This window comes from Streptomyces sp. NPDC048671 (assembly GCF_055587045.1).
The window spans coordinates 42,380-64,149 of sequence record NZ_JBVJHB010000024.1 but is presented as its reverse complement, the minus strand read 5'-3'; the positions used below and the strand labels follow the sequence as shown (position 1 = coordinate 64,149).

The 21,770-nt window shown below is 73.2% G+C and carries 10 protein-coding genes; 6 read left to right on the top strand and 4 right to left on the bottom strand.

Features of this window, described 5'->3' with window-relative positions:
• Positions 1-134: 134 nt before the first annotated feature.
• Together ACZ6S6_RS34775 and ACZ6S6_RS34770 are read right to left on the bottom strand one after the other, a co-directional pair.
• Positions 135-1,061, bottom strand: a complete 927-nt coding sequence (locus tag ACZ6S6_RS34775; RefSeq protein ID WP_362961836.1) for an ornithine carbamoyltransferase — start codon at positions 1,059-1,061, stop codon at positions 135-137.
• A gap of 123 nt (positions 1,062-1,184) precedes the next feature.
• Positions 1,185-2,546 (bottom strand): AAA family ATPase, encoded by a 1,362-nt coding sequence (locus ACZ6S6_RS34770; RefSeq protein WP_469708975.1) that lies wholly within the window; start codon positions 2,544-2,546, stop codon positions 1,185-1,187.
• 591 nt (positions 2,547-3,137) lie between these two features.
• On the opposite strand from ACZ6S6_RS34770, the gene ACZ6S6_RS34765 reads away from it, so the two are divergent.
• Entirely contained in the window at positions 3,138-5,828 is a 2,691-nt protein-coding gene (locus ACZ6S6_RS34765; RefSeq protein WP_362961840.1) for a BTAD domain-containing putative transcriptional regulator, read from the top strand.
• A 112-nt stretch (positions 5,829-5,940) separates the two neighbouring features.
• Here ACZ6S6_RS34765 and ACZ6S6_RS34760 read toward each other — a convergent pair whose 3' ends face one another.
• Positions 5,941-6,291: a hypothetical protein gene (locus ACZ6S6_RS34760; RefSeq protein WP_362961842.1), complete on the bottom strand. Its 351-nt coding sequence runs from the start codon at positions 6,289-6,291 to the stop codon at positions 5,941-5,943.
• A gap of 170 nt (positions 6,292-6,461) precedes the next feature.
• On the bottom strand, positions 6,462-6,848 hold the full coding sequence (locus ACZ6S6_RS34755; protein ID WP_362961844.1) for a hypothetical protein: 387 nt from the start codon (positions 6,846-6,848) through the stop codon (positions 6,462-6,464).
• Between the two features lie 321 nt (positions 6,849-7,169).
• Here ACZ6S6_RS34755 and ACZ6S6_RS34750 point away from each other — a divergent pair, with 321 nt between their 5' ends.
• The 5 genes from ACZ6S6_RS34750 to ACZ6S6_RS34730 are packed head-to-tail and all read left to right on the top strand — an operon-like array spanning position 7,170 to position 21,768.
• Positions 7,170-8,516 (top strand): MFS transporter, encoded by a 1,347-nt coding sequence (locus tag ACZ6S6_RS34750; protein ID WP_469708973.1) that lies wholly within the window; start codon positions 7,170-7,172, stop codon positions 8,514-8,516.
• Positions 8,500-12,039 carry an amino acid adenylation domain-containing protein gene (locus ACZ6S6_RS34745; protein WP_469708971.1) on the top strand — a complete coding sequence of 1,180 codons (3,540 nt, stop codon included), beginning with the start codon at positions 8,500-8,502 and terminating at the stop codon, positions 12,037-12,039. The genes ACZ6S6_RS34750 and ACZ6S6_RS34745 overlap by 17 nt, the downstream gene beginning before the upstream one ends.
• The gene (locus ACZ6S6_RS34740) at positions 12,024-13,076 is read left to right on the top strand and encodes a MupA/Atu3671 family FMN-dependent luciferase-like monooxygenase (protein WP_362961850.1); all 1,053 of its coding nucleotides are present in this window, start codon (positions 12,024-12,026) and stop codon (positions 13,074-13,076) included. The genes ACZ6S6_RS34745 and ACZ6S6_RS34740 overlap by 16 nt, the downstream gene beginning before the upstream one ends.
• Positions 13,076-17,773, top strand: a complete 4,698-nt coding sequence (locus ACZ6S6_RS34735; RefSeq protein ID WP_469708969.1) for an amino acid adenylation domain-containing protein — start codon at positions 13,076-13,078, stop codon at positions 17,771-17,773. Before ACZ6S6_RS34740 ends, ACZ6S6_RS34735 begins: the two co-directional genes overlap by 1 nt.
• The gene (locus tag ACZ6S6_RS34730; RefSeq protein WP_469708968.1) at positions 17,770-21,768 is read left to right on the top strand and encodes a non-ribosomal peptide synthetase; all 3,999 of its coding nucleotides are present in this window, start codon (positions 17,770-17,772) and stop codon (positions 21,766-21,768) included. Before ACZ6S6_RS34735 ends, ACZ6S6_RS34730 begins: the two co-directional genes overlap by 4 nt.
• Positions 21,769-21,770 lie beyond the last annotated feature (2 nt).

The window sequence follows — 21,770 nt, the reverse complement described above, 5'->3', positions numbered from 1 at the left end:
GCGTGCGTGGAAAGTCGGCGGGCGTACGCGGAAAGCTCCCGGCAGCCATGGGGTTCCGATGGGGACCCCATGGCTGCCGGGAGCTTCGTGCGTACGCCCGGCCCGGCCCGGCCCGCTGAGCGCGGGTCGGGCGGTCAGTCCTGGGCGCCGACGACGCACCACTCCAGGACCGCCGCGGCGGCGGTCATCTTGTGGTGGGCCTGGCGCCAGGCCAGGCTGGCGGGGCCGTCGAGCACCTCGTCGGTGACCTCCTCGCCCCGGACCGCGGGCAGGTCGTGCAGGAAGACGGTCCGCGGGCCGCCGAAGCGCTCCAGGAAGCCGCGGTTGATCTGGAAGCCGTCGAAGTCGCTGAGCCAGTCGGGGTTCTCCTTCGTCACGCCCATGGTCTGCCACCGGCTGGTGTACACCGCGTCCACCGGGCCCTCGACCTCGTCGGGCGTCACGATCTGGGTCACCAGGGCCTTGCCGCCGTTGAGTTCCGCCGCCAGGTCCAGGATGTCCTTCGGTACTTCGTATCCCTGCGGGCACAGCAGGGTGAGGCGCAGGCCGGGGGTGAGTGCGGCGGCGAGCGCGAGGGCCGCGCCGGAGCTGTTGCCCTCACCGACGGCGAGGAGGTGCAGACCGTCGAGCGAGCCGAACCGCTCGGTGAGCGTGGCGAGATCGGCGATCGCCTGGGTCGGGTGCTCGTCCAGGCTCAGGGCGTTGACGACGGCCAGGTCCTCGCTGCTGCCGAGCCGGCGGATCTCGTCCGCGTCCCCGTTGGTCCGTACGACGAGGGCGTCGAGGTACTGGCCGAGGACCCGGGCGGTGTCCTCCACCGTCTCGCCGGTGGTGAGCTGGAGCTCGTTCGGACCGAAGGTGATCACATCGGCGCCGAGCCGGGTGGCCCCGCTCCAGAAGGATGTACGGGTCCGGGTCGAGGACTTGCGGAAGTAGAGGCCGACCTGGCGTCCGGCCAGCGGCTTCGGCACGATGCCGTCGCGGCCGAACGAGACGGCACGCCGGACGAGGTGGTCCAGCTCGGCGGGCGTGAGATCGGCGAGCGAGAGCAGATTGCGCATGGGTGGGGTGCCTTTCACGAGGACGAGAACGGGGGACGGGACGAGGCCGGGAGCAGGGGGCGGGACGAGACCGAGAGCAGGGGCGGGACGAGACCGAGGGCGCGGGACAACCCAATACAGGCCCTAGTCGACGAGTACCGGGACGAGAGCGGCGGGCGCCGTCTCCCGCTCCGCCGCGAGCACCGCACGGACCAGGTTGAGCACCGTGAAGCCCACCGAGTCGCCCGCCGTGGCGGGCAGCCGGCGGATCAGGCCGCGGACCAGCAGGGCGTGCACATCACGGGCGGTCCCGGCCAGCGAGGTTCCGCAGACGCGTGCGGCGTCGTCCACCGACCACGGGTCCTCCAGGATCGCCAGTGTGCGGAGCAGAGCGGCCGCCTGCGGGGCGAGCCCCGTGACGGCGGCGGTGAGCCGCTCGCTCAGGGTGGGGCCGGCGGCGGGGTCGGCGGGCGTGACGCCGTCGAGCAGGACCAGCGGTGTGGTGCGGGCGATGTCCAGGAGCTGCTGGGGGGAGTACAGCAGCAGCCACGAGGCCGCGGCCTCCAGTGCCTGCGGCATCCCGTCCAGCGCCCGGCAGATGTGGGCCACGGTGGTGACGACGGCGTCCGTGGGGAGGAAGTCGGGGCGCATGTAACTGACATGGGAGAGCGTCAGCTCGACGGCGTGCCGGTCCGCGACGAGGGTGTCGCCGGCCGTCTCGACGGCCAGATCGGCGGCGGACGGCACCGCGAGCGGCGCCAGTGGCAGCAGCCGCCCGCCGGGCAACTGCACCGGCCGGTCGGTGGTGGTGAGTATTTTCAGGCGCTCGCAGACACGCAGCAGACTCAGCAGCCGAGGAGTGACGTCCGGTGACACATCGTGACCGTCCAGCACGATCAGGGTCGCCTTGGATCCGATGAGTGTGGCCAGCTCCTCGAATTCCTCGCCGTCGCGGACGAGTGCGCGCACCCAGCCGGCCACGGTCGACTGCGGGCCGCGGGGGGCCGCTTCGGCGGTCTCGGCCGAGTCGTCCAGGCAGACCCACAGCACGGGAACCCGGTCGCGGGCGTGGATGAGGGAGGCGGCCTCCTGGGCGAGCCGCGACTTCCCCACTCCCGGCAGGCCCACCAGCGTCAGCAGCCGCTCGTGATCCGTGCTCAACCGGGCTGTCAACGCCTCCAGTTCCGGGCGCCGCCCCACCAGTGGACGCAGCGCGGGAGGCGGTGTGGCGAGGTCCGCCCCGTAGATGTCCTGGAAGACCCGGCCCACGGCCTTCGCGTCGACGGCGAGTTCGAGCTCGACGCGTCGCGCGTCACTCAGTCTCATGGCATTGGCGAGGAGCTTCAGCGTTTCCCTGCGCGGGTGCTGGACCCTCCCCAGCTCCAGGTCTCGAATGGCCCGTACGCTCACCGTGGAAAGCCCCGCGAGCTGTTCCTGAGTGAGCCCCGCACGTCTGCGCGCATTCTGCAGCAGAGCGTCAAGCCCGGGTGCAGGCTGGGAATTCATCATTGTCTCCTCGGTCTCCACTTGCTCAGAAAATGCAATAGCCGGTTGCCCGGCCTCCCAGGACTGTCCGGAACGCGCGCCCGGGACCGGGATCTTTCCGGCCCGCTCACGCTCCGTACTCTCCGTGGCAGCGAAGGCCTGCCGTCGATGAACAGCTTCCATCGAGCCATTCCCGAAGTCTTCCCGGTGCAGTACCGCGACTTCCTTCACCCAGGGGCTACGATCGCCTCGCGCCTGGGTAGAGCTGCGGGTGGGCAGAGCTGAGGGGGAGGATGCGTGTCTACAGCGGAAGAGGTTCGTCTGCGTTTCAACATTCTTGGCCCGATAGAGGGGTGGTCGAACGGAACGCGGCTCCGGCTGGGGGGCGTCATCCAGGAGCGAGTTCTGGCCACTCTGCTCCTGGAGCCCGGAAAGGTACTTCCGGTTTCCCGGCTGGTCGAGGCGGCCTGGGACGAAGAACCACCGCCGACAGCGCCCCACCAAGTACGCAAAGCGGTCGCGGATCTCCGAAGGCGGATACCGGGGGGTGCCCACGTCCTGCTCACAGATGGGCCCGGCTATCGCGTCGCCGACGAACAATGCGATATCGACTTGGCTGAATTTGGCCTACTGATCCGGAAAGCGAAGCTGACGGCGTCCGAGGGCCGTACGGCCGAAGCCGCCGAGATATTGCGCGGCGCCCTCGCCCTGTGGCGGGGGCCTGTTCTGTCGGGCGACGGCGGTCCGGTCATCGAGGCCGCGTCGACGTCCATCGAGGAGCGCCGGCTGACCGCGGCGGAACAGCTCTTCGAACTCCACCTGGGACTCGGCGAGGCCTCCGAACTCGTCGTGGAACTGCGGGAACTGGTCCAGCAGAACCCGTTGCGCGAGTCCCTGCGCGGCCAGTTGATGATCGCCCTGTACCGGTCCGGGCGGCAGGCCGAGGCGCTGGAGGAGTACGGCAGGGTGCGCGAGCTCCTCGTGGAGGAACTCGGCATCGATCCCGGCCCCCATCTGACCAAGCTGTACGAGGGCATCCTCCGGGACAGCCCCGAACTGGCCGGGCCCGAGCCGACTGCCGCCCCGGTCGTGTCCGTGGCGCTGCCCGCCGAACCCCCCAGCACCCTCCCGTACGACCTCGCGGACTTCACCGGACGGGACCGGGAACTGGCCGAGATCCTGCGTGCCGCCAAGGACGGCGGTGAGCTGGGCCCGCAGATCGTGGCCATCGACGGCATGGGGGGCTGCGGCAAGACCTCGCTCGCGGTGCGGGCGGCGCACCGGCTCGCGCCGGAGTACCCGGACGGCCAGCTCCACATAGACCTGCGCGGGTACACGCCGGGCGACCAGCCGGTGACCGCGGGCATGGCGCTCGACAGTCTGCTGCGGGCCCTCGGCGTCCCCGGCAACCTCATCCCCGACGACGTACCCGCGCGAACCGCCCTGTGGCGGGCCACCCTGGTCGGCAAGCAGCTGCTGATCCTCTTCGACAACGCGGCGGACGCCGCCGCCATCCGCCCGCTCCTGCCCGCCTCCCCCGGCAGCCTGATCATGGTCACCAGCCGGGCCCGGCTGGTCGATCTGGACGGCGCGCGGTGGATCTCCATCGGGGTGATGCCGCCTCAGGACAGCGCGATGCTGGTCGCCGAGACGCTCGGTGCCCAGCGCGTCGCCGCCGAGCCCGAGGCCGCCGCCGAGCTCGCGCAGCTCTGCGGTCACCTCCCCCTCGCCCTGCGGATCGCCACCGCCCGGCTCCGCAACCGCCCGCGCTGGACCCTCCAGTACCTGGCCGAACGGCTGCGCGACGAGACCCGAAGACTCGACGAGCTCAGCTCGGGCGCCCGCAGCGTCTCCGCCACCCTGCGCCTGTCCTACCAGGCCCTGGACGAGGAGTGCCGGAACGCGTTCTCGACGCTGGCGCTGCACCCGGGCAGCGACATGGACATCCACGCCGCCGGTGCGCTGCTCGGCACGGGCGCCCGGGACGCGGAAGACCTGCTGGAGATGCTGCTCGACGTCCATCTCGTGCAGCAGCCGGAGATCGGCCTCTACACCTTCCACGACCTGGTCCGCAGCTTCGCGCAGAGCCTGCTCGTCGAGTCCCGCGAGGACTCCGGTGCGGTGGAGCGGCTGTTGGGCTACTACCTGACCGCCACCGAAGAGGCGTGCGATCTCCTCTACTCCGGGCGGCGCCGGCGCAGCACCGGCATCCCGCCCTCCACCGCCGAACTGCCCGACCTCGGCACCGCCGAGCGGGCACGCAAGTGGTTCCTGCGCGAGCAGACGGCGCTCCTCGCGGCCGTCACGCTCGCCGAACGCAAGGGCCACGACCGCTACGTGGTGTGCCTGTCGCGCAATCTCGTCTTCCAGCTCAACGACCTCGGTCTCCTGGAGGACTTCGGCGAGCTGAGCCGGGTCGCGGTCGCCGCCGCCGGGCGGCTCCAGGACCTGGCGCTGCTGGGGGTGAGCCTCTCCAACCTGGGCGTCGCCTGCTGGAAACTCGGCCGTCTCACCGAGGGGCTCGAAGCCGCCCGGGAGAGCCGGGACGTCGCGATCCGACTCGGCGACCTGCACACCCAGGCCCACAGCGAGAGCATCCTCGGCCAGTTCAACAGCCTGCTCGGCGACTTCTCCGAGGCCCTGGGCCACATGGAGACGGCGATCGCGCACGAACGCGACCTGGACATGCCGCGCGCGGAGGCCGAGAGCCTGACCATCCTGAGCACGCTCTACGAACAGTGGGGACGGTACGAGGAGGCGCGGGACGCGGCGCTGCGGTCGGCCGAACTGAGCCGGCAGCTGGGGCAGCACGAGGGGCTGCCCGGAGCCATCACCGACCTCGCCTTCGCCCATGTCGGCCTGGGTGCCTACGAGGAGGCCGACCGCTGCCTGGCGGAGGCCCGCGGACTGTACGGGGACGCCGGCAACGAGGTGAACCTCGCCCTGACCCTGGCGCTGTCCGCCGATGTGGAGAACCTGCTGGGCCGGCCGCCCCGGGACCCGGACCAGGCGGAGCGGGCCCTCGACCTGATGCGCACGAACTCCTCGCCCCTGCGCCGGGCCAAGGTGGAGAACGTGGTGGGCCGGCTGCGCCGGCGTCAGGGCGACACGGCGGCGGCGCTCGCGCTGCACACCCACGCCCATGAACTCGCCTCGTCCCTCAGCTACCGCATCGAGGAGGCCTACGCCCTCGCGGGCATGGCCGACGCCCTCGGTGACACGCCGGACGCGGTCCGCCACCGGGCCGAGGCCGAGAAGCTCTTCGCCGGGATGGGTGTGCTGAAGGGTCACCGTCGCGGCTGACGGCCGGCCGCCGTAGCAGCACCCCGCCAGGGCACGTCGTCCCACCGCCCCGGAACAGCACCGCGCCCCGCACCGTGGCTCCGGTGCGGGGCGTGACTGCCGAGGCGCGGCATCACATGGCGGGGGACGTCGGGCCCTTGTCGTCGTTGGTCGTGTCGGTGATGACGGTGGGGCCCTTGTCGTCGTCGGGGGTGGCGACGATGACGGTGGGGCCCTTGTCGTCGGCGAGTACGTGGGTGCCGATCACCGTCGGGCCCTTGTCGTCCTTGGGGGTGACGACGACCGTGGGGCCCTTGTCGTCGGCAAGCGTGTGGGTGCCGATCACCGTCGGGCCCTTGTCGTCGGCCACAACCTGCTGAGTGCTCCGGGGGCTGTGCGACTGACCCGCCTCGACCGTGACGCCGATACCGAAGGCCAGCGTCGCCGCGATGATTCCGGAGAGCCCAGCAAGCTTGTGTCCCATGGTCCCGCCCCTAAGTAGTGTCTGTGGGTTTCTGCGGTGTTCCGCTTCCCGACACCACTGATGTTGCTGACCGGCGTTCCCGGTCCGTTCCTGCCCCGATACCGCCGCTGGGAACTGCCGCGGGAACGGACCGGAAACGCTTGTGCCACGGGACAGCCCTCAGAGCACGACTAGTCCACGTCGAGCTGGCAGGCGGTGACGCGGGGGCCTACGGGCGTGAGCACCACGCGGGTACGGGCGGTTCCCGACTCATGGCCGGCCAGGTCGAGCAGCGATCTCACGAGGGAGCGGAGCACCGCGCGCTCCGCCTCGTCCAGGACGGCCACGCCGGCGTCGTCCCCGGGTGGCCACTCCACGATCCCGGCGACCGTGTGCATGCCGTCCTCGGTTCTGGTCTCGACGCTGAGCTGGGGGCCCTCCAAGGACTCCGGTGCGGCGTACGGGCGGGAATGGACGCCGGACGCGACATGCTCGGCCCACCGCTCCACGGTGGTCAGGTCCGCGAAGGCCTGGCGCAGCTCCGTCCCGTCGGGAGAACGATCCCTGGGGTCCTTCACTTGAGTACTCCTTACTCCAGAAAACTACGCAACGACCCTTGCCGTCCCGGCTCCCGGTTCCCTCCCGATCCGTTCCCGCTTCGTTCCCGTTCCCTCATTCGCCAAGGGAACGCAGCGGTAATCGGTGGCCGCATGATGACCCCGTTCGATTCAGACAGGGATCCGTGGTGATCCGCAGGTGATGCGACATCCGGGAGATTGAGGCGTGGTAACCAAACCATTCGACGGCGGCGGCGCGATGCGCCGGAAGCCGGTACACAGCGGACCCGAATCCTGATGGGCGCCCGGACATCAAACGATATTCCCGGCCGTTTCTCGGGAATGGGCCCCTTTCTCCTTGTCTGGTCGGGTCAGGCGGTATCCCTGGCAGGCAGCGCGGCGGTCCGGTTCGCCTTTATCGTCGAGGTGTGGTCGTCCGGTCAGCGGGCGACCGCCGTCACCATCCTCTCGCTGTGCGCCATGCTGCCGCAGGCCGTATTCAGTCCCATTGCGGGCGCAATCGTCGACCGGATATCCAAGCGCGCCGCGCTTCAGATAGCCGATGCCGGCGGGCTCCTCGTCGTGGGTTCGCTGGCCCTGTCCCACTACCTCGGCGCGTTCCAGGCGTGGCAGGTCTATCCGGCCGCCGTGCTGCTCGGTGTCTGTGCCGCCTTCCAGTTCCCGGCCCTGTCGTCGGCCGTTCCCCTGCTGGTCCGCAAGGACCAACTCGACCGTACCAACGGCCTGTTGGCGGGCGCGAAGAGCGCCGCCGGAATCGGCGGCCCGGCGCTGGGCGGTCTCCTGCTCGCGCTCTTCGGGATCGGCCCGACCCTCCTGGTCGACGTGGCGAGCTACGCGTTCGCCCTCATCGGCGTCCGGATCGTGCGCTTCGCCGGCGACCGGGTGTCGAAGAAGCCCGGCGCACCGCGGCGGCGGATCATGGCCGACTCCGTCGAGGGGCTGCGCTATCTGTTCCGGGTGCCCAGCCTGCGCGACCTGATCATCAACTTCTGTGTCGTCAATCTGGTCATGGTCTTCGGCTTCGCCCTCATCTCGCCGATGGTGCTGCTCCGGGCCGGGAACGGCGCGCTCGCCGCCGTCAACACCTCGGTCGGGGTCGGCGGGGTGGCCGGCGCCCTGCTGATGGCGGCCTGGGGCGGCCCCGCGAACCGGGGCCGGGGCATGATGCTCGGCGTGGTCGGCATGTGTCTCTCCGGCCTGGTGGTGATGGGCCTGATGGGCGGGGTGACCGGCTGGTGCCTGGCCATCCTGGTCGGCGCGCTGCTCATGACCGTGGTCAACGCCTCGATGCAGACGATCGTGCAGACCAAGGTCCCCCATGAATGGCAGGGCCGGGTCTTCGGCGCGGTGATGTTTCTGTCGCAGATCTCCGTACCCGTGGCCATGGCGGTCTCCGGACCGCTCGCCGACCACGTCTTCGAACCGCAGGCCGCCCAGGGTTCCGGCCTCTTCACCGTGCTCGGGCCCCTCGTCGGCGACTCTCCGGGCAGCGGTATGGCGGCCATGTTGTTCCTGGCCGGCATCGGCGGGACCGCGGTCGCCGTCTGGGGGCTCGCCAGCCGTTCGATCAGGGACATCGACACCCTGCTGCCCGATCTCGACGCGCCGCGGGAGCCGGTCGGACAGAGCGACCACCAGGGAGGTGACCGCGATGAGGTGCACGCATGAGCTGTTCGAGGAGCAGGTGGCGCCGGCGCCCGGCGCGACCGCGCTGATCGACGGCGACGAACGGATCACCTACGCCGAACTCGACATACGGGCCGACCGGTTGGCAGCTCTGCTGGTCGCGCGGGGCATCCGGGCCGGTGACACGGTCGGGGTGTACCTGGAGCGCTCCGCCGCGCTCGTCGTGTCGGTGCTCGGCATCCTCAAGGCGGGGGCCGGCTATGTGATGCTCGATCCCGGCTTCCCCGCCGGACGGCTGCGCGCGATGGCCGAGGACGCGGGAACGGCCCTGGTCGTGTCGGCCCGGGGCACGGCGCCCGAGGGGCTCGGCGTGGCACAGGTGCACATCGAGGACGCTCCGGGGGCGCCGCCGCTGCCGCGCGGCACCGTCCAGGTCCGGCCGGACGACATCGCGTGCGTGATGTTCACCTCCGGATCCACCGGGCGGCCGAAGGGCATCGCCGCCTCGCACCACGCGCTCACCTCCACCCTCACCGGACAGGACTTCGCGTCCTTCGGCCCCGGCGCCGTCTGGCTCCAGTGCGCGCCGCTGTCCTGGGACGCGTTCGCCCTGGAACTGTGGGGGCCGCTCATGAACGGCGGGACCTGCGTCCTGCACCCGGGGCGGCGGCCCGAACCCTTCCTGATGGCGCGGCTCGTCGCCGAGCACGGCATCACCTCCATGTACCTGTCCGCCTCCCTCTTCAACGTCGTCGTCGACGAGTACCCGCGGGTACTGGACGGGCTGCGGGAACTCGTGGTGGGCGGCGAGGCACTGTCCGCACCACATGCGGCCCGCGCCCTGGAACACCGCCCGGACCTGCGGCTGAGCAACGGATACGGACCCGTCGAGTGCATGGTCTTCCTGACCGTCCACCCGGTGTCCCTCGCCGGACTCGGCGACGACCCGGTGCCGATCGGCCGTCCACTGGCCGGCAAGCGGCTGTTCGTGCTCGACGAGGAGCTGCGTCCGGTCCCGGACGGCGGGACCGGTGAGATCTACGCCGCCGGGGCGGGCCTCGCCCGTGAGTACCGGGGGCGGCCCGCGCTGACCGCCGAACGCTTCGTCGCCGCCCCGTCCGGCGAGCGCGTCTACCGCACCGGTGACCTGGGGCGGCGACGCGCGGACGGGGTCCTCGAATACCTGGGACGGGCCGACAGCCAGGTGAAGATCCGGGGCTTCCGGGTGGAGCCGGGTGAGGTCGAGAGCGTACTGGCCAGGCATCCCGGCATCGACCGGGCGGCGGTCATCGCCCATGAACACCCGGCGGGCGACCGCCAGCTGACCGCGTACGTCGTGCCGCGCGGCGGCCGACAGGGCTTCCGCGAAGCGGAGTTACGCGCGTACGCGAGCAGCGTGCTGGCCGACTACCTGGTGCCGGCCGTCTTCGTACCGCTGGACGCGCTGCCGCTGACCCCCAGCGGGAAGCTGGACCGGGCCGCCCTGCCGGAGCCCGGAGCCGCGGCGGTCCCGGCCGGGCGGGCGGCGGCGAGCGGGACCGTGGCCGCGCTGTGCGGCCTCTTCGCCCAGGTGCTCCGCGCGGAGGCGGTCGGCCCGGACGACGACTTCTTCTCGCTCGGCGGCCACTCCCTGCTCGCCGCACGGCTGCTGGGCCGGATCCGTACCGTGCTCGGCGCCGAGATCGACATCCGCGTGCTGTTCGAGGCGCCCACCCCGGCGCTGCTCGCCCTGTTCGTCGACACCGCTCCCCCGGCGCCCGTCGCCGCTCCCGCGACCGGCACCGCCTCCGGTGCGCTTCCGGTCTCGCACGCGCAGCACCGGCTGTGGTTCCTGGACCGGATCGGGGCGGGCGCCGCGTACAACCTGCCGATGCTGGTGCGCCTGCGGGGCGCGGTCGACGCGGCCGCGCTGGGTGACGCCCTGGCCGAGGTCGCCGACCGGCACGAAGTGCTCCGGACCGTCTTCGAGGAGGCCGACGGCGCCCCCGTACGGCGGGTGCTGAGCGGGACGGCCGCACGGCCGCCCCTGCGTCATCTGCGCGTCGCCGGGGACTCGGTGGACCGGGAGATCGCGCGGGAGGCCCGCCACCGCTTCGACCTGCGTACCGAACTCCCCTTGCGGGCGACCCTGTTCACCAGCCGGGAGCGGCCTGACGAGCACGCGCTCCTGGTGCTGGTCCATCACATCGCCGGTGACGGGTGGTCCCTGCGGCCGCTCTTCCGCGATCTGTCCCGCGCCTACGCGGCACGGGCCGCTGGCACCGACGCCGGGCTCGCGCCGCTCACCGTCCCGTACGCGGAGCACGCCCGTCAGCAGCTCGACCGGCTCGGCTCGCCGTCCGATCCGCACGCGCTCGCCGCCCGTCAGCTCACGTACTGGCGCAAGGAGCTGGACGGGCTGCCGGCCGGCGGCCCGCTGCTGCCCCGTCGCACCGGGCGGCCCGCCGTACCCGGCCCGGCCGCCGGGACCGTGGTGTGCCGGCTGGACGCGGCGGCCCACGCCCGGGTCGTCGAGTCGGCCCGCGCCCTGGGCGCCACCCTCTTCATGGCGCTGCACGCCGCGCTGGCCACCGTGCTGGTGCGGGCCGGTGCGGACGAGGACCTGGCGGTCGGCGCACCGGTGGCGGGCCGGGCCGGGGACGGCAGCGTCGAGGACGTCGTCGGGTTCTTCGTCAACATGCTGGTGCTGCGCACCGATCTGTCCGGCGACCCCACGGCGGCGGAGCTGCTCGCCCGGGTGCGGGAGACGGACCTGGCCGCGTTCGGCCACCAGGACGTGCCGTTCGAGGACGTGGTCGGGGCCCTCAACCCACCGCGCTCCCCCGGCCGTCAGCCGTTCACCGACGTGGTCCTCGCGCTCCAGAACAACGCACGGGCCGAGGTCACCCTGCCGGGTGCCGAGCACGGCGTCGAGGTCGTGCGCACCGGCGCCGCCCGGTTCGAACTCCTGGTGGACGTCACGGACTCCACCACGGCGGACGGTGCGCCGGACGGGCTGACCCTGACCTTCGAGTACCGCGCCGACGCGCTGGAGGCGGACTTCGTCCAGTGGCTGGCACGCGCCCTCCCCGAGGTCCTGGAGGCGGCCGCGGCCGCTCCCGACGCGCCGCTGTCGCGGCTGGGGATCGACGCGCCGCCCCGGCGGGCCGGCCAGGGCGACCTGATCACCGCGCCGATCCGACGACGGGACAGTGCCGAACGCCCGATGACCGCGCTGGAGCGGGAGACCGCCGCCGTGTGGTGCGAGGTCCTCGGCGTGCCGAGCGCCGGCCCGCACGACGACTTCTTCGCCCTCGGCGGCAACTCCCTGCGCGCGGTACGCGTCGTGGCCCGGCTCGGCGCCGGCCGGCCGGTGACCGTGGCCCAGCTGTTCGCCGCACCCACGGTCGCCGCCTTCGCGGCCGAGCTGGAACGGGCGTCCGCCCTGCCCGGACCGGTCGCCCCCGCCCCGATCCCCCGCCGTCCCCGGGTGCCCCGGCGCCCTGAGACACAGACCCAGACCCAGGCCCAGACGCAGACCCAGCCCAGCAGGAAGCAGGAGGAGCGGCAGTGGACCTCAGTGTGATGTTCTTCGGTGCGGACAGCACCACCGCCGGCGAGGCCCGGCACACCGAGACGTACGAGGACATCCTCGCCGTGGCCCGTACGGCCGACCGGCTCGGGTTCCACGCCGTCTGGACCCCCGAACGCCACTTCCAGCAGGTGGGGCAGGTCTTCCCCAGCCCTCCGGTGCTCAGCGCGGCACTCGCCGTCGCCACCGAGCGGATCGGGATCCGTGCGGGCAGCGTCGTCCTGCCGCTCCACCACCCGCTGCGGGTGGCGGAGGACTGGGCCGTCGTGGACAACCTCTCGCACGGGCGGGTCGGCCTCTCCGTCGCCACCGGCTGGCACTCCAAGGACTTCACGCTGGCCCCCGAGCAGTACGCCGACCGGCGGCGGACCGCCCTGGAGACCATCCCCAGACTGCGGGCGCTCTGGGCGGGCGAGGCCGCCGAGTACCCCGACGGCACCGGCACCCCGGTCTCCGTGACACCCCAGCCCCGCCCCGTGCAGGACACCTTGCCGCTGTGGGTCACCACGTCCGGCAACCCGGAGACCTGGGAGGCGGCCGGCGGGCTGCGCGCCGGAGTGCTCGGCGCGACGGTCGGGCAGAGCCGGGAGGAGCTGGCCGAGAAGATCGCCCGCTACCGCGCCGCCTGCGCCGCGGCCCCCGACCAACGGGGCACCGACGCACACGGCCGGGTCACGCTCATGGCCCACACCTACGTCGGCGCCGACGACGCGGAGGTCCGCCGGATGGCGGGCGCCCCGCTCAAGACCTATCTCGCCTCGTACGTCCGCCAGACGGCCGCCAACCGGTCCGCGGACCCCACGACCGCGCAGCTCACCGAGGAACAGACCGCGATGATGGCCGACTTCGCCTTCGAACGCTATCTGAGCTGGGGCAGTCTGCTCGGCTCTCCCGGCCACTGCGCCAAGATGCTCGCCGATCTGGCCGAGCTGGGCGTCGACGAGGTCGCCTGCTTCATCGACTTCGGTATCGGACGGGACGACGTACTGGCCGGTCTGCACCGGCTGGCCGAACTGAAAGAGAACCTGTGATGAGCGCCCCCACCGTCTCGCGCCCCGTTCCGGGCGCGGCGTCCCCCTCCATGGCCGACCGGTTCGGCGCACTCGGCCGCGAGCAGCGGGTCCGGCTGATGCGCCGCCTCCTGGAGGCGGGGCGGGCCCGTGAGATACCCGCCGTCATACCGCCGCGCGACCCGGCCCGCCGGGTGCCGCTCAGCCCCGCGCAGCACGACCTGTGGGTGTACGACTCGCTGTATCCCGGCACCCCGGCGCTCAATCTGTGCGCCGCCTACCACTTCGAACGGCCCGTCGACCCGGCGCATCTGGAGGCGGCGCTGACCCTGATCCAGCGTCACCACGACATCCTGCGGACCCGGATCGTGACGGACCCGTCGGGCGAGCTGCATGTCGAGTTCCCCGACGACGGGGCCTTCGGCCTGGAGCACGAGGATCTTCGGGGCACCGGCGGGACGATCGACGAGGCCTTCGAGGCCTTCCGCAACCGCCCCTTCGACCTGGGCCGGGACAAGCTGATCCGGGCCCGGTTCGTCCGGGTCGGCGAACGGCGTTCCACCCTGATGCTGAGCCTGCACCACACCATCAGCGACTGGTGGTCGTTCGATGTGCTGCAGAACGAGTTCGCCCAGGCGTACGGCGCCCTGCGCGACGGTCTGGAGCCGCCCCTCACCCGGCCCGGGGTCCAGTACGCCGACTTCTCGTCCTGGCAGAGCGAACTGGTGGAGGCCGGGGTCTTCGGGAGCCGGCTCGACTTCTGGCGCCGCTATCTCGCCGACCCGCCCGGTCCGCTGACCGTGCCGGGTGCCGGCACCGGCACCACCGCCGAGGGCGACGGCATCGCGAACGTCCCCTTCCACATCGACGCGGCGACCACCGCCGCCGTCCGGGCCCTGGCCCGGGAGCGCGGCGCCTCCGTCTACGTCGTCCTCATGGCCGCCTTCGCCGTCCTGGCGCACCGGGTCAGCGGCGCCGACGACCTGGTGATCGGCACCCCGATCGCCAACCGTGCGGCCAAGGGCCTCGACCAGGTCATCGGGTACGTCATGAACGCCGTGCCGACCCGCTGGCAGGTGCGCCCGGACCGGTCGTTCGCGGATGTGCTCGCCGGGTTCGCCGTCGACTTCCCGGATCTGATGGCCAACGCGGACGTGCCGGTCGGCCGGATCGTGTCGGCGGCCGCGCCCGAGCGCAGCGCGGGCCGGGCCCCGCTCTACCAGTGGGTGTTCATGCACCTGACGCAGCAGCCAAGCGTCACGGTGATGAAGGAGTTCGCGGAGCCCGAGCGCATCCACACCGGTGGCGAGCACGACCTCGTCGGTGTGGTGAAGGACAGCGGCGACGGCATGGAGGGCAGCTTCGGTCTGCGTACCGACGTCTTCAGCCCGGCGACGGTGGCCCGCTGGACGCAGTGCTACGTCGAGCTGCTGCGGCAGATCACCGCCGACCCCACGGCGCTCGTCGGGGACATCGACCTGGTGCCCGCGGCCATGCGCGGTGAACTGCTGGCCCATTCCGCCGGGGCCGCCGCTCCCGCCCCCGTCTCACTGCCCGCTCTGGTGACCCGGCAGGCGGCCCGCACGCCGGACGCCCCGGCCGTCGAGTCGGCGGGGCGCACCCTGAGCTACGCCCAGCTGGACGACCGGGTCGCCCGGCTGGCCGGCCGGCTGGTGCGCCTCGGTGCCGGCCCCGGGCGGATCGTGGCGCTCGCCCTCGCCCGCGGCAGCGACTGGCCGGTGGCGGCGCTGGCCGTCCAGCGCGCCGGCGCCGCGTATCTGCCGCTCGACCCCGCCCACCCGGCCGGGCGCACCCGCCGGGTCCTCGACGAGGCCGCGCCCGTGCTCCTGATCACCGGACCGGGCGCCGCGCCCCTGGAGACGGACCTGCCGGCGCTGGTCCTCGACGAGGACTCCTGGTCCGGAGCACCGCTGCCGCCCGGTGGCCCGGAGCCCCACGACGTCGCCCATGTCATCCACACGTCCGGCACCACCGGCACTCCCAAGGGCGTGCTGGTCACCCATGCCGGGGTGGCCGGGCTCACCAGGAGCCTGGTGGACGGCGTCGCGCTGGACGCCGGCAGCCGGGTGCTCCAGCTCGGGCCGCCGTCCTTCGACATCTCCGTCGGCGAGCTGTGCATGGCCTTCGGCTCGGGCGGGACCCTGGTGCTGCCGCCCCCCGGACCGCTCGTGGGCGCGGACCTCGGGCGGGTGCTGACGGAGCGGCGGATCTCCTGCGCGTTCGTCCCGCCGTCCGTGCTCGCGACGGTGCCGGCCGGACCGCACCCGCTGCTGCGCGCGCTCGTCGTCGGCGCGGAGGCCTGCCCGCCTGACCTGGTGGCCCGCTGGGCCGTCGGGGGACGGCGGTTCCACAACGCCTACGGGCCGACCGAATCCACCGTCGTCTCGACCAGCTCCGGGCCGCTGTCCGCCGACGGAACGGCGCCACCCATCGGCACAGCGGTGGCGGGCACCACGGCCTACGTCCTGGACGAGCGGCTGCGGCCGGTCCCGGCCGGGACGGGCGGCGAGCTCTACCTCGCGGGTGACGCGCTGGCCCGCGGCTACCTGGGGCGTGCCGCGCTCACCGCCGAACGGTTCGTCGCCGACCCCTACGGTCCGCCCGGCAGCCGCATGTACCGCACCGGCGACCTCGTCCACCGGGACGACAGCGGCATCACGTACTACCTCGGGCGCGGCGACGAGCAGGTGAAGCTGCGCGGGCTGCGGATCGAGCCGGGCGAGATCGCCGCCGCCCTGGTGGAACACCCCGCCGTGGAGCGGGCGGTGGCCGTCGTACGGCACGACCGGGGCGCCGCGCAGCTCGTCGCGTACGTGGTGCCCGCGCCGGGCGCGCGGAGCGACGAGGAGGCGCTGCTCCTGCACGCCGCCGAGCGCCTGCCCGCGGCGATGGTCCCGGCGGCCGTGGTCACTCTGGACGCACTGCCGCTCTCGTCCCACGGAAAGCTCGACCGGGACGCCCTGCCTGCGCCGGCGAGGCGGACCGGGGACACCGTCCGGCTCCCGGGGTCGGCGCGCGAGGAGATCCTGTGCGGGCTCTTCGCCGAGCTGCTGGATCTCGAACAGGCCGGTGCCGACGACGACTTCTTCCGTCTCGGCGGTGACAGCATCATGGCGATCCAGTTCGCCGCGCGGGCGCGGGCGGCCGGTCTGGTGCTCTCGCCGCACGACGTGTTCACCGTACGCACCCCCGCCCGGCTGGCCGTGCTGGCGCGGACGCCCGACGCCGACGCCCCGGCGGAGGCGGACACCGGAACCGGGCGGCTGCCGCTCACCCCGATGATGCACTGGTGGCGCGAACAGGCCGTGGACACCTCGGTGTTCACCCAGTCCATGCTGTTCCCGCTGGCGCCCGGCACCGGACTCGACGCGGTCGAGGAGGCCGTCGCCGCCCTGACCGAGCGGCACGCCGCGCTGCGCATGCGGCTGGTGCGCGACGGCGACGCCGGCTGGGAGCTGGAGGTGCCCGCCGAGAGCGCTCCGGCCGGGGCGCGAGCCGTCCGGCTGGCCGTCGCGGCGGACACCGATCTGCACTCCCGGGCGACGGAGCTGGCACGCACCGCCACCCTGCGGCCCGAGGACTGCGAGATGGTCCGGGCGGTGTGGCTGGACCCCGGGTCCGGCCGGCCCGGCGCCGTGGTCCTGACCGTGCACCACCTGGCCGTCGACGGGTTCTCCTGGCGGGTGCTCGGCCAGGAACTCGCCGCCGCGCTCGAACGGCGCTCCGGGGACGGGGCGACGCCCGCGAGCATCGCGTCGTTCACCCGGTGGTCCCGGCTGCTGTCCCGGGAAGCCGCCCTGCGCACCGGTGAACTCCCCTGGTGGGAAAGGCAGCTGGCGGACGGTGCGGCTCGGCTCACCGGCGACCGGGAGCCGGGCGGGCGCCGCGAGACGCTCACCTTCGAGCTGGGCCCCGAGCTCTCCCGGAGTGTGCTCGTCACCCTGCCGGCCGACTTCAACTGCCGTCCCGACGCGGTGATGCTGACCGCGCTGACCGCGGCGGCCGTCCGGCGGCGGGGAACCGGATCCGCTCTGCTCGTCCATCTGGAGGGCCATGGACGGGAGGTCATCTCCACCCAGGTCGACGTGTCGGGCACCGTCGGCTGGTTCACCACGCAGTACCCGGTCCGGCTGGACATCGGTGCCGCCTCGATGGAACCCGGCGGCCGGCCGGGAGAGGCCCTGAAGTGCGTCAAGGAGCAGTTGCGGGCGGTGCCCTCCGGCGGGCTCGGCTGGGGACTGCTCCGCCATCTCCACCCGGAGACCGGCCCGGCACTCGCCGCACTGCCCGCACCCGATGTCCGCTTCAACTATCTGGGCCGGTTCACCGCGACCGACGCGGCGGGCGGCCGGCTGCTCGACCTCGGGCCGGACGCCGTGCCGCTCGCGCACACCCTGGAGGTGGACGTGCTGGCCCGCGAGGAGAACGGCGAGCTCCTGGTGGAGGCGAGCTTCTCGTACCCGTCGGGGGTGTTCACGCGGGACGAGGCACGCGCACTGGCCGGGGCGTGGTCCGAGGCGCTCGGCGTCCTCGCGGACCACTGCGGGCCGGACAGCGTATCCGTCCACACCCCGTCCGACTTCCCGCTCGTCGACCTCACCGGGGACCAGCTCGAACTGCTCGCGCAGGACATGGACTTCGGCGACCTCGACGGCCTCGACGCCGCGCACGACGAAGAAGAAGGGGAACGACGATGAACGCGCGCATCGCGGACGTACTGCCGCTCTCCCCGCTCCAGGAGGGCCTGCTCTTCCACGCCGCCCGGCAGACCGCGGGACCCGACCCCTATCTGGTGCAGGCCCGGTTCCGGATCGGCCCGGGAACCGCCGAGGAGACGGTACGGGCCTCGGTCACCGCACTCCTGGACCGGCATCCCAACCTGCGCTCCTGCTTCCGGCACGAGCGCCTGGACCGGCCGGTCCAGGTCGTGCCCAAGGCGGTCACGGTGCCGTGGGCCGACGTGGACCTGAGGGGCCTCGCCCCGGACGAGGCGCGCGTACGGACGGAGGAGGTGCTGCGCGAGGACGCGGCACTCCGCTTCGACCTGGCCCGCCCGCCGCTGGTGCGTGCCACGTTCCTGCGCGGCGACACCGGCGGCGAACTGGTCGTGTCCTTCCACCACATCCTCCTGGACGGCTGGTCGATGCCGGTCATCGAACGGGACCTCGCGGCCCTCGTGGCAGGGCGGCCGCTGCCGCCCGCCGCGCCCTACCGGGACTATCTGGTGTGGCTGGGCGGCCAGGACCGGAACAGGGCCGAGGCCGCGTGGTGCGAGGCATTGGAGGGCCTGGAACGGCCCGCGCTGCTGGCTCCCGCCGGGCCGGACGACACGGCACCCGACCGGTCCCAGGTGTGGCTGACCACTGATCTCACCGCGATGCTGGTCCGGCGGGCCGCCGCCGCGGGCGTCACCCTCAACACCCTGGTGCAGGTCTCCTGGGCCCTGGTGCTGGCCAGACTGACCGGCTCCCGCGACCTGGTCTTCGGCGCGGTCGTCTCGGGGCGCCCGCACGACCTGCCCGGCGTCGAGTCGATGGTGGGCCTGTTCATCAACACCCTGCCGGTACGGGTCCGTCTGCGGGACGGCGAGCGGGTGGACGAGCTGCTGCGCAGGATCCAGGACGAGCAGTCCCGGCTGCTGGCCCACCACCACGCCCGCGCCGCCGAGGTGCAGCGCGCCGTGGGGGTCGGTGAACTCTTCGATTCGATCATCGCCTTCGAGAACTTCCCGCGGACCGACGGGAGCGACGACGCCCCCGGCGCGGTACACCTGGCGAAGGTGTCGGACGCGACGCACTACCCGGTCACGATCGCGGCGGTCGCCGAGGACCGGCTGCTGCTGTCGGTGAGCTGCCGCCGGGGCATCGCGGCGACCGCGGTCACCGGCCGCCTGGCCCATGTACTGGAGCAGCTGGCCCGTTCGCCGCGGACACCCGTGGACGACATCGACGCGCTGCCCGTCGCGGAGCGGCACGAGCTGCTGTCCCTGGCCGACGGCCCGTCCAGGGCGCCCGCCGCGCCCGCCACCGTGACCGGGCGGTTCGCCGCCCAGGCGGCCCGTACCCCGGACGCACCGGCCGTCGACGCGGACGGCGAGATCCTCAGCTACGCCCGGCTCGACGCCGCGTCCGACGAACTGGCGGGCCGGCTCGTCCGGGCCGGTGTGGCGCCGGGGCGGACCGTGGGCCTCCTGCTGCCCCGGTCTGCGTCCATGGTCGTCGCCCAGCTCGCGGTCCTGAAGGCGGGCGCCTGCTGGCTCCCCCTCGACCCGGCGCATCCGCCGGAGCGGCTGGCCCGGCTGCTGGCCGCGGCGGCTCCCGCCCTCGTTCTCACCGCGCGGGCGGACTCCACCGGGACCCGGCTGCCCGCCGGCACCCCGGTGCTGGACGTCACCGAGGAGTCCGGCCCGGAGCCCTTCGACGGGGTCGCCGCCCATCCAGGGGCCGCCGCCTGCGTGATCTACACCTCCGGGTCCACCGGAGAGCCCAAGGGAGTGGTCGTCCCGCAGCGGGCGATCACCGAACTCGCCGCCGACGGCCGCTTCGCGGGCGGCGCCCACCACCGGGTGCTGCTGCACAACCCGTACACGTTCGACGCCTCGACGTACGAGGTGTGGGTCCCGCTCCTGAACGGCGGGACCGTGGTCGTCGCCCCCGCCGAGGCGGTCACGCCCGACCTGCTCAAGCGGGTGGTCCCCGACCGGGGGGTCACCGCGCTCATGCTCACCCCCGAACTGCTGCGCACCGTCGCGGAGATCGCGCCCGACGCGCTCCGCGGGCTCCGCGAGGTGTGGTCCGGCGGCGACGTCCTCGCGCCCGGCACCGTGCGCCGCCTCCACGAGCACTGCCCGGGAACGGTGGTCGTCAACGGGTACGGGCCCACCGAGACGACGGTGTTCGCCACCGCGCACACCGCCACCGAGGAGTCCGCGGGTCAGCCGGGCGGCGTCCCCATCGGGCGCCCCCTGGACAACACCCGCGCCCATGTCCTGGACGACCGGCTGCGCCCCGTCCCGGCGGGCGCCACCGGGGAGCTGTACATCGGCGGCGCCGGGCTCGCGCAGGGCTACCTCGGGCGGCCGGTGTCCACCTCGGAGCGGTTCGTCGCCGATCCCTACGGGCCGCCGGGCAGCCGTATGTACCGCACCGGGGACCTGGTCCGCCGACTGCCCGACGGGGCCCTGGAGTTCGCGGGCCGGGCCGACGACCAGGTCAAGGTGCGTGGCTTCCGCGTGGAACCCGCCGAGGTCGAGACCGTGCTGAACGGCTGCCCCGGCGTCGCGCGGGCCGTGGCCGGCGCCCGGCCGGACGCGGCGGGCGGCAAGCTGCTGGCCGCCTGGCTGGTGCCGGCGAAGGGCGCGCTGGACGGTTCCGGTGCGCTCCCGGACGAGGGGGAGCGGTGGCAGCGCACCCTCGACCGGGCGCGGGCGCACGCCGCGGAGCAGCTGCCCGCGCACCTGGTGCCCTCCCTGTGGGCCCGTATCGAGGAGGTGCCGCTCACCCGCCACGGGAAGGTCGACCGGGCCGCGCTCCCCGACCCCGGGCCCACCGGGGAACCGGCGGGCCACCGCACTGCGCGCACCCCGCGCGAGCGCGAACTGTGCGCCCTGTTCGGCACGGTGCTGGGCGTCCCGGCGGTCGGGCCCGACACCGATTTCTTCCTGGCGGGCGGCCATTCGCTGACCGCGCTGCGCCTGAAGTCGAAGATCGAGACGGTGCTCGGGGTCCGGATCCCGCTCTCCGCCCTGTTCGACGCCCCCACCCCGGCCGCTCTCGCCGCCCGGCTCGACGCGCCGGCGTCCGGGAAGGGCCCGGCTCCGCGGATCGCGCTGCGCCCCGGCCGCAACCGGCCCGCATCCACGTCCACGACAGCGACAGCGACAGCCGGTCCGCAGCACACCGGCCTTGCGCCCGTGCTCACCCTGCGGGCCGGTGGGGACCTCACCCCCCTCATCTGCGTCCACCCGGGGCTCGGCCTCGGCTGGTCGTACGTGAACCTGCTGCCGCACCTCGATCCGGCCCGTCCCGTACACACCCTCCAGAGTCCGGCACTGCTCACCGGCGTGGACCGGCTCCCGCCGTCCATGGGCGAGATGGCGGACCTGTATCTGCCGCGCGTCCGTGAACTCCAGCCGCGCGGACCGTATCTGCTCCTCGGCCGGTCCTTCGGCGGGCCCCTCGCCCACGAGCTGGCGGTACGGCTGCGCCGGGCCGGCGATGAGGTGCGGATGCTCGCCGTGGTGGACGCCATGCCGATGCCGGACGAGATCCTCGGCACTGCGCTGGACCCCGCCGCCGTCGAGGACGAGATGCTGCGCATCCTGCTGCACTCCCACGCGCCCGGCGCACCGGTACCGGACGGGCCGCTGGACCGCGCCACGGTGTTCTCCACCAGCCACGAGGGCGCCTTCGACGGCCTCCCGGAGGCCCGTCTGCACACCCTGGTCGACATCGGCGCGCACCACAGCGCGCTCGTACGGACGTGGCGGCCGTCCGACTACGGGGGCGGCATCACGCTCTTCTCCGCGACGCACGACACCTGGCCGACCACGGCCGAGAAGACCGGCGCCTGGCGGCGCGTGGCCGCCTCGCTCGACGTGCACGAACTGGACTGCGGTCACAGCGACGTACTCAATCCGGGCCCGGCGGCCGAGATCGCCGCGGTCCTCGAATCCGCCCTCCGAAGGGACTGAGA